General features: G+C 44.3%; 13 protein-coding genes. 8 read left to right on the top strand and 5 right to left on the bottom strand.

Annotation, left to right across the window (positions count from 1 at the left end):
• The first annotated feature begins 733 nt into the window (after positions 1 to 733).
• Together OQ5_RS19855 and OQ5_RS0100605 are read left to right on the top strand one after the other, a co-directional pair.
• On the top strand, positions 734 to 1,618 hold the full coding sequence (locus tag OQ5_RS19855) for a thioredoxin domain-containing protein (protein ID WP_016775632.1): 885 nt from the start codon (positions 734 to 736) through the stop codon (positions 1,616 to 1,618).
• Between the two features lie 38 nt (positions 1,619 to 1,656).
• Positions 1,657 to 1,839 carry a hypothetical protein gene (locus tag OQ5_RS0100605; RefSeq protein WP_141638843.1) on the top strand — a complete coding sequence of 61 codons (183 nt, stop codon included), beginning with the start codon at positions 1,657 to 1,659 and terminating at the stop codon, positions 1,837 to 1,839.
• Positions 1,840 to 1,847: 8 nt separating this feature from the next.
• On the opposite strand, the gene OQ5_RS0100600 is transcribed toward OQ5_RS0100605, so the two are convergent.
• Positions 1,848 to 2,060, bottom strand: a complete 213-nt coding sequence (locus OQ5_RS0100600) for a YgaP family membrane protein (protein WP_016775630.1) — start codon at positions 2,058 to 2,060, stop codon at positions 1,848 to 1,850.
• Positions 2,061 to 2,118: 58 nt separating this feature from the next.
• The gene (gene typA / locus OQ5_RS0100595) at positions 2,119 to 3,921 is read right to left on the bottom strand and encodes a translational GTPase TypA (RefSeq protein ID WP_016775629.1); all 1,803 of its coding nucleotides are present in this window, start codon (positions 3,919 to 3,921) and stop codon (positions 2,119 to 2,121) included.
• A gap of 442 nt (positions 3,922 to 4,363) precedes the next feature.
• On the opposite strand from typA, the gene OQ5_RS0100585 reads away from it, so the two are divergent.
• The 6 genes from OQ5_RS0100585 to OQ5_RS0100560 all read left to right on the top strand — a co-directional run bounded on the left by OQ5_RS0100585 (position 4,364) and on the right by OQ5_RS0100560 (position 8,575).
• The gene (locus OQ5_RS0100585) at positions 4,364 to 4,600 is read left to right on the top strand and encodes a hypothetical protein (protein WP_016775627.1); all 237 of its coding nucleotides are present in this window, start codon (positions 4,364 to 4,366) and stop codon (positions 4,598 to 4,600) included.
• Between the two features lie 12 nt (positions 4,601 to 4,612).
• The gene (locus OQ5_RS0100580; protein WP_010418202.1) at positions 4,613 to 4,969 is read left to right on the top strand and encodes a PadR family transcriptional regulator; all 357 of its coding nucleotides are present in this window, start codon (positions 4,613 to 4,615) and stop codon (positions 4,967 to 4,969) included.
• The gene (locus tag OQ5_RS0100575; protein ID WP_016775626.1) at positions 4,947 to 5,906 is read left to right on the top strand and encodes a PspC domain-containing protein; all 960 of its coding nucleotides are present in this window, start codon (positions 4,947 to 4,949) and stop codon (positions 5,904 to 5,906) included. The genes OQ5_RS0100580 and OQ5_RS0100575 overlap by 23 nt, the downstream gene beginning before the upstream one ends.
• 90 nt (positions 5,907 to 5,996) lie before the next feature.
• Positions 5,997 to 7,397: a PspC domain-containing protein gene (locus OQ5_RS0100570; RefSeq protein WP_016775625.1), complete on the top strand. Its 1,401-nt coding sequence runs from the start codon at positions 5,997 to 5,999 to the stop codon at positions 7,395 to 7,397.
• Positions 7,398 to 7,525: 128 nt separating this feature from the next.
• Positions 7,526 to 7,999, top strand: a complete 474-nt coding sequence (locus tag OQ5_RS0100565) for a DUF4252 domain-containing protein (RefSeq protein WP_016775624.1) — start codon at positions 7,526 to 7,528, stop codon at positions 7,997 to 7,999.
• Positions 8,000 to 8,050: 51 nt separating this feature from the next.
• Positions 8,051 to 8,575 (top strand): hypothetical protein, encoded by a 525-nt coding sequence (locus OQ5_RS0100560; protein ID WP_016775623.1) that lies wholly within the window; start codon positions 8,051 to 8,053, stop codon positions 8,573 to 8,575.
• 208 nt (positions 8,576 to 8,783) lie between these two features.
• Here OQ5_RS0100560 and OQ5_RS0100555 read toward each other — a convergent pair whose 3' ends face one another.
• From OQ5_RS0100555 to OQ5_RS0100545, 3 genes are all read right to left on the bottom strand, one after another.
• The gene (locus OQ5_RS0100555; RefSeq protein WP_016775622.1) at positions 8,784 to 10,016 is read right to left on the bottom strand and encodes a PP2C family protein-serine/threonine phosphatase; all 1,233 of its coding nucleotides are present in this window, start codon (positions 10,014 to 10,016) and stop codon (positions 8,784 to 8,786) included.
• Between the two features lie 208 nt (positions 10,017 to 10,224).
• On the bottom strand, positions 10,225 to 10,794 hold the full coding sequence (gene efp, locus OQ5_RS0100550) for an elongation factor P (protein ID WP_016775621.1): 570 nt from the start codon (positions 10,792 to 10,794) through the stop codon (positions 10,225 to 10,227).
• A gap of 422 nt (positions 10,795 to 11,216) precedes the next feature.
• Entirely contained in the window at positions 11,217 to 12,017 is an 801-nt protein-coding gene (locus tag OQ5_RS0100545; protein WP_255297324.1) for a DUF3108 domain-containing protein, read from the bottom strand.
• Positions 12,018 to 12,364: the final 347 nt, after the last annotated feature.

Here is a 12,364-nt window from a genome sequence, read left to right as displayed (position 1 = left end):
AATAATAATCAGATAACAGATCGTCAGATTTTTAGATACAGGATACAGGAGGAATTATAGAATTGTATCCTTCTTGAGAAAAATGGCTGACGCCATTTTGTTTTCTTTAACCGCAAATTTCACGAATTCATGCAAGCAAGCAAGCGGCAGAGCCGAGCGACGCGAATTAAAAAGCTGTTTTACATTTTTTTAACAGCGAAGCCGTTAAGACGCACCTTTGGTGCGGCCAAAATTCGCGTAATTTGTGCCGCTCGGCACGGTGGCCTTTCGGCTTTCCGAGCCGGCGGATGGCGGGAAGCCAAAATGGGCGACGTTCATGGCCTTGCGCAATGGCCGGAAATTTTGGCTTTCGCGGGGAGCCAGGTTTAAGCGGACCAGACCTTTTTGGTTCTTTTTGGGGCAATGCCAAAAATAACATTTGAAATAGATTGCTGACTTTTTCAGCAGCCTCTATATACACGTACAATTTAGTCCCCGTCTATAAACTTTCAAAAAAATTTTTCATTATGAATGTCTGTTCAGAAAGTGCCAGTTGCAAGGCTTGCGAAGCCGCCAAAAACGGAGTTTACTTTTAGTAAATGAGTATTTTGGCGGCGAGCGTAACACAGCAAATGGCACTTTATGGACAGACATTATTTAATATTATTAAGTCACTTTTTAGAGTCTCGTTTAGGAAAAGACTCAACCATTGTAGCTTTTAATCTGTTCAACGTAAAACAGAAAGAAAGCAATTATGACACCACTCCATTCCAATCAGCTTATTCACGAATCCTCTCCATACCTTCTTCAGCATGCCCGCAATCCGGTGGAATGGCACCCCTGGAAGGAAGAGGTTCTTGACATGGCTCGAAAGGAAGACAAACTCATGCTGGTCAGCATCGGTTACTCTGCCTGCCACTGGTGTCATATTATGGCACATGAAAGTTTCGAAGACCCTGAAGTAGCCGGATTCATGAACGAGCATTTTGTTTGCATTAAAGTGGACCGGGAAGAAAGGCCCGATGTTGACCATTTTTTTATGACTGCAGTACAGTTGATGGGCGTTCAGGGCGGATGGCCCCAGAATGTTGTAACTTTACCCGACGGCCAACCTTTCTGGGGTGGAACCTATTTCCCCAAAGACCAGTGGTTGGAGGTACTAATAAAAATAACTCAACTTTTCAGGCAAGAACGTGATAAACTGACCCATCATGCTCATCGACTTACACTCGGCATCCAACAGTCGTCTGTCATTACCAGCGAAAAAGACGAAATCCCGGATGCTACATCGATCATCAACGATGCACTGGATGCCTGGAGCCCCCAATGGGACATGAACCGTGGCGGCTCCCGGGGAAAACCCAAATTTCCCATGCCTGTCAATCTTTCATTCCTTCTACACCTGCACTATCACCATCCGCGCCAGGCTTTTGAGGATTTTCTGCAAATCACGCTTTCGCACATGAACCGGGGTGGTATCTACGACCAGATTGGCGGTGGGTTTGCCCGTTATTCTGTTGATGAGCAGTGGAAGGTGCCTTATTTTGAAAAGATGCTTTACGACAATGCCCAACTCATTGAACTTTATTCGCATGCCTGCCCGGTTTTCCGGAATGAAAAATACCCCGATATGAGGTAGTGGTGGCCGGACCGCAGTCGCTCAAAACCATCCGGGAAATGCAAAAAAAATACCGCCCCGATGTAGTATGGGCCCCGATAACGGACGAGAGCGAAAATAAGATAAGCCTGGTGCAAGACCGTAAATCGGGCGAACGCACAACGATTTACATCTGTTCCGGCGGCACTTGTCAATTACCGGTTCATACCATCAGGGAAGCAGAGAAACTGCTGACCGGATAGTGTAACGGCTATTCGGCCGGTTTACTACGGCAGGTATTAATGCCAAAAAGAGCATAAGCCCCGCAAAAACGAATGGCTGCGGTAATGAGACAAATGGCAGCCACCACCAGAAAAATGATACCAGGTGTGCCGGTTACAACTCCTGAAAAATAGAGAATCGCCAGAATGGCAGCGACAACGATGCGAACAATCCGGTCTGTAACGCCTACGTTTTTCTTCATGTTACTTTTAAATTTATATTGTTACCAATCAAATAACAATTAATCAAGGCGTTTGGTTTTAACTATTCTTAGCCACTCGCTTCCTTTCATGTTCCTGAAGTAAAATTTTGCGTAACCGGATGGCTTTGGGGGTCACTTCCACATATTCGTCACCCTGAATATATTCAAGAGCTTCTTCGAGGCTGAAAACAATTGGCGGTGCCAGTTTGGCCTTTTCGTCGGAACCGGAAGCCCGCATATTGGTCAGCTTCTTCGTCTTAGTGATGTTCACAGTAAGATCACCTTCCCTGCTGTTTTCGCCGATTACCTGCCCCATGTAAACCTCTTCCTGGGGGTAAACAAAGAACCTTCCCCGGTCCTGCAGTTTATCAAGAGCATAGGCAATGGCGGTTCCCGACTCCATAGCAATAAGTGATCCGTTCAGGCGTTTGGGGATGTCTCCCTTCCATGGCTGAAAAGCTATAAACCGGTGAGCCATGATGGCTTCTCCGGCAGTGGCTGTCATTAAATTGTTTCGAAGCCCGATAATGCCTCTTGACGGAATGTTAAATTCAAGGACAACACGGTCGCCTTTTCGTTCCATCGACAGAAGGTCACCCTTACGTTGTGTAACCATTTCTATGGCACGGCCACTGTACTCGTCAGGCAGGTCAATGGTCAACTCTTCTACCGGCTCGTGTTTTTCCCCACCAATCTCCTTGATGATCACACGGGGTTGCCCAACCTGCAATTCATATCCTTCGCGGCGCATGGTCTCAATAAGTACCGACAAATGCAATACCCCCCGTCCGTAAACATTCCATGCATCGGCCGAATCGGTCTCCTCAACCCTTAGTGCCAGGTTTTTCTCCAACTCTTTGTCGAGCCGTTCCCTGATGTGCCGCGATGTTACGTATTTACCGTCTTTCCCGAAAAAGGGAGAGTTATTGATGGTAAACAACATGCTCATGGTAGGCTCGTCGATGGCAATGGGGTCGAGCGGCTCAGGATTTTCCGGGTCGCAGATACTGTCGCCTATTTCAAAACCATCGAGACCAATGATGGCGCCAAGTTCCCCGTTTGGCAAAACATTGGTTTTGGTTCGCCCAAGTCCTTCAAACACATTCAACTCTTTGATCCTGGTCTTATACACATCGCCATTACGACCGACAACAGCAACTTCCTGCCCTGTCTTCAGCGTACCGCGATGCATGCGCCCGATGGCAATTCGCCCTACATAAGGGGAATATTCAAGTGAGGTGATCAGCATCTGTGGCGTTCCTTTTCTTTCTTCCGGCACAGGAATGTGTTCAATAATGGCATCCATCAGGGCACTGATATCGGAAGTTTGTTTTTTCCAGTCTGTTGACATCCAGCCGTCGCGTGCCGAACCGTAAACTGTGGGAAAATCAAGCTGTGCCTCGCTGGCATTGAGATTAAACATCAAATCAAACACCAGTTCCTGTACTTCTTCAGGACGACAATTGGGTTTGTCAACTTTATTGATAACGACAATAGGCTTAAGCCCCAATCCCAACGCTTTCTGGAGTACAAACCGGGTTTGTGGCATCGGCCCTTCAAAAGCATCTACGAGCAAAAGTACCCCGTCGGCCATATTGAGCACCCGCTCCACCTCTCCTCCAAAATCGGAGTGACCGGGTGTATCTATGATATTTATTTTATGATTGTTCCAAACCACCGAAGCATTTTTGGAAAGTATGGTGATGCCCCGTTCCCTTTCAAGATCATTGCTGTCCATGATAAGTTCGCCCGGTCGCTGATGCTCACTGAAAAGTTTGCCTGCCTTCAGCATTTCATCCACCAGCGTGGTTTTTCCGTGGTCAACATGGGCAATGATAGCTACGTTTCTGATTGACTGCATAATTACTCCTTAAAATAGCGTGCAAAATTACGCTTTTTAATAACAACAAGCAGCCATCCCCTGTTTTATGTGGTGTTAAATTTATTTAACGCAGGCCCCTTTTAGCAGCGTGAATCAAAAAAATCAAATTTCATTCAAAAAAATAATACTTGGTATTACATAGTACTAAATTTTATTCATATATTTGCAATACCCTATTCAGTGTATAAACAAGTATTAGATGTTAATCGACAGGCAGAAGGCAGAAGTAATAAATTATGTAGAAAAGAATTTTCACCAAACTGAGCGATTCGGCTCAACAGCCTGTCCCGGTTTTGATCGGGTATTGCAAGAATTTATCTTTCAGTTTGTTTTGAAAATCTGCCTGATAAGCAAACGTTGAATTCTGCATAGCGAATAATTGATGGAGCGTTATTTGCGCTTTTGATTTGAATAAAAGGAAATGAAGAAAAATCGTAACATCACCCGAAAAACATGGTCAATTGTCGCTTTTAGCACTCTGTTCATATTGGCCTTATTATTAACGGGGAGACAACAACCCGTTCCCCGGGTTACAGATGAAACTTCAGTGGCCGCTGAGAGACTAAAGAAAGATGTTGAACATTGTACCAAAGCCGATTCGGGAGAAGAAAGATCAAACCATGCAGCATCATCCTTCATGATTGGTCTGCCGTTTTAAAAACAAAAAAATATGAAGATAGAAAATGCCAAAGCTCAGATGCGAAAGGGAGTGCTGGAATATTGCATCCTTTCCGTTCTGTCAAGAGGAGATGCTTATGCTTCGGACATCATTAATGAGATGAAGGAAGCGCGCATCATCGTGGTTGAGGGAACACTTTACCCCCTTCTTACAAGGCTTAAAAATGCCGGGCTCTTGTCGTACCGTTGGGAGGAATCGACACAAGGGCCGCCACGCAAATATTATGAACTGACCGACCGGGGACGCGAGTTTCTTCAGGAACTTGACTTGTCCTGGACAGAGTTAGTAAATTCTGTTCAATTCATTAACTCCAAAAATCAAAACCATGAAGAAAGTAGTGACCATTAATATTGCAGGCCGTTCTTTCTATATCGATGAAGATGCATTTGCACGACTGGAAGAATATCTTAAGAAACTTGAGATATGGTCGCGCGAAAAAGAGGGTGGACAAGAAATTTACGATGACATAGAAGCGCGCATAAGAGAGCTGTTCGAAGATAAAATCAATCCTACAACAGGTGTTATCACCATAGACCTGGTTGAGGAAATTGTCAATACGATGGGACAACCAGAAGATTTCTCAGAAGAGCCGGCTGACAATGAAAGCAGCGGGCAGGAGCAGGGAAATACCTTTTCAACAGTGCCACCACGACGTCGTTTGTATCGCGATGTGGAAGACCGCGTTTTTGGCGGCGTTTGCTCTGGAATTGCTGCATATTTCGACATCGACCGGGTAGTGGTCAGGGTTTTGTTTGCAGTATTACCCTTCCTGAGCTTTGGGGCAATTATTCCTATCTACATCATCCTGTGGATAGCTATTCCCCCTGCCTTAACAGCTGCCCAGCGGCTCGAAATGCAAGGGCATGATGTCAACATTTCGAACATAGAAAAAAACATCCGCAACGAATACAACGAGGTAAAACGAAAATTCCAGCAATCACGCGCCTACAGAAAAGGTGAAGATTACCTGGGACGGTTTCATAAACGCGACCGGACAGCCCTGGTAATTACGGCTGTAATCGTGGGAGTCATTATTATGGCAAATCTTGTCAACATCCCTTTTGAATTGGGGTGGAATCCGGCATTTCATTTCGATTTCCCGTTCAGCCACTTTGGCTTTCCGGGAATATTCCCCCTTGTCCTTATTCTTTTAATACTGGGTCTGGCTTTTCGTTCTGCAATGAAAGGATTCCTTATTCTGATTGCCGTGGTATTACTGGCCGCATTCCTGTTTAAGATGTTGGGTGTGTTTGCTTGGCCCCACATGATGCATACGTTTATGTGAGCTGGTAAGCTGATGAGCTGGGGGATTCCGGTTTTTTAGTTTGAATGCCGGCTCCGAAAAGAATCTGAAAAATATTTAACAACTAAAATTATGAAGAAAACCATCCATATCAATCTTGCAGGTCATGCTTTCAGCATAGATGAAGATGCCTATGACCGGCTAAACAGCTACCTGGAGGAAGTAAAAGCGAAGCTTGGCGATACCGATGAAGCCAAAGAAACGCTTGAGGACATTAACCTGCGTATTGCAGAGCTCTTTCGGGGCGTTCATCCCGATGCTTCCTCATCGGTTACCCTCGAAGATGTCAATGAGATCATTAAAACCCTGGGTGATCCCGGCGATTATGAAACGCCCGACGATCCCGACAAAGCCACCGAAAATAAAACATGGGAGGAACCTTACGTGAAAAAACAATTGTTTCGTGATCCCGACAACCGGGTGCTGGGAGGTGTTTGTGGCGGCCTGGGAAACTATTTTGGTACCGACCCCGTCTTGTTCAGGTTACTTTTCATCCTGGCTACATTCTTGTACGGTACTTCTGTTCTGGTCTACCTCATCCTTTGGATCGCCATTCCGAAAGCGGTGACCATGCAACAACGCATTATGATGATGGGCGGAGCACCCGGCAGCGATTCCTGGCGAAGACGCCAGATGTCTCGTCCGGGAAACGGCGATGCAATGAAAGGTGTTTTACGTGTTATCGCTGTTGTTGCCGGCATTTTCCTTATCATCATTTCCTTCCTTTCGCTGAGCGGGATTATTATGGCCTTTTCCTTAACTGATGTCATCCTGGAAAGTTTGACCCACGAGGGCGTATGGGCGCCGGGACTTGAAAGTTTCTTTCTCATGCCCGGACAAAGACTGGCCGCTGTCATCGGAATATTGCTGGCTGCCGGTATTCCTTTGCTGGTTTTATTCTATCTGGGCATGCACCTGATCTTCCGTTTCAAAAAAGGCGGGCCGGCATTCCTGGTTATATCGCTCATCCTGTGGCTGGTTGGCATCGGTCTTATCACCTACACCGGCGTACAAGTAGCCTCCGGCTATGCTAACGAAATGGAAATTGAAGAACGCAAACTGCTCGATGTTCCCGAATCAGATACCATCTATATTGAACCTACCGAAGCCTCTCTAAAACTCGGAGAGGGAACTCACATATTCAGCAACGATGGCATCTCCATCAAGCGTCAGAACGATCAACCGGTAATTGTTGGAACTCCTGATATTGAAGTGAATCGTGATGGCGCAAACTTCGAAATCTCTGTGCGGAAAAAATCGCGGGGACAATCGTCCGACGAAGCACTCGAAAATGCAGAAATGATAGAATATTTCTACATGCAGAACGACTCTCTTTTATTACTCGACCGCTATTTCAGCATTCAGAAACCTGGTGTCATGCGTGGTCAGGAAATAGATGTCACCATTCAAATTCCTGAAGGCAAAGTAGTAAAAGTTGCCGATGAGTTTAAATATTTGATTGATGTAAATTGAATAAGAATAACCAAATCGTTTAGTTTTCAGGTGAAAGTATCAGACAGGCAGAAGTTGGACAGGCAGAAGGCAGAAGTAATAAATGATCTTAAATCTAATGATCTATTAATCTATTTAATCTCTAATTAATGAAACAAATTCTCTTTTTAACCTGGGTTTGCCTGTTGGCATTCCCGGTTGCAAAAGCCCAACTAAGCACATCAGAAAAGCTGTATGCCCAACTTGACGGGGCATCGGGCGTAACCATCGTATCCCTTTCCAAAGATGTCATTGATCTGGTTGACATGGTGGTGGATGACGAAGAATCAAAACAGGTTACCGGACCGCTGGAAAAAGTAAAACTGATGATTTGCGAAAAAGATAAGGCAGCCTCTTCTGTCGGAGCAATAGTAAAAACACTTAATGGTCGTCCTTTCAAAGAAATTGAAGACGATGACATGGATGAAGAGAGCAAAGTTTTTGTGGTCCGGTCGGGGAAAAAGATTAAAGAATGTCATGTCGTCAACAACGACGATGATGCTCTTTTTATGCTCTCGTTTTATGGCGATTTCAGGGTGGAAGACATTGATAAAATGGTTGCTGAGGCCGATGATATGAGATAAATTATTAACTTGTCGTTGAAAACCGGGCTTTGACCCATAATTTTCAGTGCCATGTTTGCTAAATTATCTCTGTTTCTGGCTGCTTTTTTATTATCGATGTCTGTCTGCTCCCAAAATTCAGATGGAGACAACCTGAACGACAAAGAGATACTTCACATCATCGGAACTTTACCCCGGATGGTACCTCAGCTTCGGCAGGCCGGCATTACCGTGTCGCAGGCTTATTATATCTGGCCCCGCGATGCTGCATTGCATGCAAAAGGTGAAGTGCTTCTCGATCAATACGGATATGACGCCCTGCTCCTGGATGCCCTGGAAACATTTTGTAAAACCTGGTTTTGTCTTAACTACGACGATTTGATCGCCGAACGCAGGCAAATATTGATGACCTCGGAAGAACAAATCAATGAAAACCCGTATGTTACTGATGACCAGAAAAGAATTAACATCAGGATACTAAATAAAGAGTTGGGACACGACAAGGAACAACTAAAAAAAGATGTTGGCGAAAACAACCTGAGAATAGTGCGCACCTATAAGGATAAATTTTCGGAAATCTGGGAAGAACTGGATTAAAACATATTGTGAGATTTTTTGAAAGTTTATAGACGGGCACTATTTGGTGCCGGTCTATAAAGTGGGAAAAAATTCCTACATATCATGTGTCTGTTCAGAAAGTGTCATTTACAAGGCTTGCGAAGTCCGAAAATACAGAGTTTACTCATCGTAAATGAGTAATTTTCGGACGAGCATAACACAGTAAATGATACTTTATGGACAGACACTACTTAAACTCCATACCAATTAACGAGATATCATCAAAAACCGCCCCTGATTCGATATGACGGGCCACCAGGCGTTTTGCCTCCTCCATATTCTCTTCGATGCTTTTCCGGTTGGTAATAATCTTTTCGATGTTCATAAGGCCTGAATGTACCTCATTATCGCGTTCCAACTCTATAAGCCCGTCGGTAAACGCCATTAATTTGGCATTTTTGGGAACAGTAATTTTGCCAACTTCCACCGATGGAATGACATCGAGCATTCCAAGGCCGATACAACCACTGTCCAGAGAATCGAGATGCGATTTCCGGCGATCGAAAAGCAGCGGAGGAAGGTGTCCGGCATTAACATAGGTGAGTCTGCGGCTGCGCAAATTATATTTCCCAATGAACATGGTAATAAATTTCTCATTGTTGGCGCTGTTGTTTACCCGCTGATTGAGCTGGTGAATCAGCTTTTTCAGATTAATGCCAGCGGTAAACAACGTGCGAATGACAGCCTGGAAATTGGACATTAAAAGGGCGGCGGCAATTCCCTTGCCGGAAACATCGGCCACACAGAAGCCTATGGAATTACGAGACAGGGGTATAATATCGTAATAATCGCCTCCAACACCCCAGTGCGGATGATAGAACGCTTGCAGCGACAGCTTTTTATGACGTGGCAGGTCTTCGGGGCTGGGAATAAGCTGAGTTTGAATCTTTGAGGCCACCTCCATCTCCTTCTTAATAGCCTCCTGTTCGAGGATAGTCTCCTGCATCCTCTTATTCTCAATGAATACAATGATGAGATTGGAGATGATCTGAATCAGTTTCAGGTGTTTAATGGTAGGACTGATGCCCTGTTGCTCTTCCTCAACGTCGCCAATCAGAACGTAACCAATGGCCCGGTACCGGTGAAACAGCGGAATTACGGCATCAAATCCCTGAAGCGGTACAGGCGGTGCAAGTGTTATATTTTCTATGGATTTGTATTGTAAAAGATCGCGCTCTACATCAATCTTTTCAACCTCTTCGGCCGACACCCCCGAAATCAGCAGATTTTTCCATTCTCCGTCGGAGTTGGTAAAAACAAGAATCTTTCCTACTTCCAACTCCTCCCTCAGCAAAATCTCAAACTCGGCAAGCAAATCATCAACCGTATGATCCTGATTAATGGTCTGCGCAATATCCAGTAAGATATTGAGCCGGTCTTTGTACAGACGTAGTCGTTTCTTTTTTACCTGCGTGATCATGGGATGCTGTGTGTCTTACATTTCCGATAAATGTACGAAATTTAATTTTTTTATGCGAAAAATTATGCTTCCCGTAACAAAAAACCTGTCAAAGAGATATTATATTCCTTTGACAGGTTAAACCCCTAAAAGTTAATTTCTTGTTGTCGTTTTTGTGACTGCCGGGAGAAAGACCGGCCCGAACCGACGGATCACGCCAGGCAAACAATTAATCTTTCACACGTTCCACATACGATTGATCACGCGTATCGACTTTAATATTATCGCCGGTATTGATAAAAAGCGGTACCATAATGGTAGCGCCGGTATCGACAGTGGCGGGTTTCAAAGAGTTAGTCGATGAAGTATCACCACGCACACCGGGCTCGGTATAAGTCACTTCGTAAGTAATAAATTGCGGAAGATTGACCAAAATAGGAGTTTCGGTGTCGGCATGATACAATACCTCTACCTCCAGACCCTCTTTCAGCAAATGAGGATTATCAACAAGTTCTTCTGCTAAATTGATCTGTTCGAATGTTTCACTGTTCATGAAATGATAGCCAAGATCGTCTTTATAGAGAAACTGATGCGGCCTTCTTTCTACCCTGGCTTCATTCACTTTATGCCCCGAAGGAAAAGTATTATCAAGCACTTTCCCGGTGGCTACGTTTTTCAACTTAGTTCTTACAAAGGCAGGGCCCTTACCGGGTTTAACATGCTGAAACTGCACAATAAAAAACAGTTGCCCGTTAAACTCGATACACATTCCGTTTCTAAAATCTGCGGTTGTTGCCATTTCTTTAATTCTTAAAGAGTGTCTGTCCTTAAAGTACCATTTGCTGAGTTACGCTTGCCACCGGCACTTTTTGAACAGACACACAAATTGTAAAAAATTTTTGTGAATTTATTTGACACACACATGATAAGTAGGAAACTTTTCCTACTTTACAGACACACTAAACAGGTGTGTAATTTTTTGCGCTGCAAAAATAGTGTAAATCAATTAAAACACCAGACATTTTTTTATTCCTGACACCGATTTAGTGTCTGTCCATAAAGTACCATTTGCTGTATTACACTCGCCGCCAAAATACTCATTTACGAAAAGTAAACTCCTTTTTTGGCGGCTTCGCAAGCCTTGCAACCGGCACTTTCTGAACAGACACACATATTGTAAAGATATTTTTGTGAGTTTATAGACACGCACTATTTAGGGAGTCACGGAACAACAAAACTTGAAAAAGGATTCTTAAGGCCCCGGAATTGCTCAAGATTACATGTAAAAGCCCCCACTCTGAGCTGAAATCTGATCCGCACGGGAACACGGTTTTTGTCGCGCGAAATCCACACCTGCATGTCGTCTTCCGTCTTAAATGCACGGCCTACCTCTGTAACAGGCGAAAAGAGATAACATTCCAGTTTGCCTAGGGGAGTATCAATTACTTCCGTACCCCGGTAACGTATCCGAAGTGGAAAGAGTTCATCGGCAAAATAAGTCATGATCTCAATCATTTCGCCTTCCTGCAGGTCGTCGTTAAACTTATGCTTGCGTGCGAAATAAAAAGCCGAAAGGATATCGTGGATATTCTCAGGTACCCAGTGCTCACCCGATTTCTGACTTTTCACTTTAGCCGAGTCCTGATGGTGATGTTCAAACAACACCTCATTATAATACCTGTAGCTGCCTTCACGGATGCTTCGAATTGCCTTGACAGGAAGGTCTGTCCGGGGATCAATAAAACTTTCGTAACGATCGCGCACTTTATAAATGGCGTCGGCCAGACCAACGGTTTTCCCGCTGGCGATAACATGGTTCAGTTGCTGACCTGAGAGCATGGTGTCATTTACTGTCAGCCTGGCTTCTCCTCCTTTGATAAAGCCGTATTTCAGGGAGTACTTAAGCTCTTCCCCGGGAGCATATACAGTTTTGGGATTGTCAGAGGAAGAACCATTAACGGCAAATGATGAAAAGCTACCGGCCACCGCAAGAAGCATAAAGATAAAAGTCCTGCTTACCATAACAAAAAGGTTTAATTCCATAAGCCCAGTCTGAAAAATACGAAGATATCAGGGCTAACGCCCCTTTGGTTTATTTTATACATTTTTTCTACGCCCCTTTTTGTATTCGTAATCATTTGTAAGATTTTCAGGGCTGCAGCCGCACTTATTTTATCAATTATATTTATTGTTTTACCCAATGTTTTTCTGTAACGCTCCGATTTTCCTTTTTAAAAAGGGGCGTTAGCCCTAATATCTTCGTAGTAGCCAATTCAAACAATGGTAATTCAGGGGCGTTAGCCCTGATATATCCTTTATATTATATGAGCCCGGTCTAAAAAGCATCTTTGTTGCCAAACTCTGTATTG

The organism is Anaerophaga thermohalophila str. Valhall, from assembly GCF_000250735.1.
Classification (GTDB): Bacteria; Bacteroidota; Bacteroidia; order Bacteroidales; family Marinilabiliaceae; genus Anaerophaga; species Anaerophaga thermohalophila_A.
This window is presented reverse-complemented; position numbering and strand designations above follow the sequence as displayed.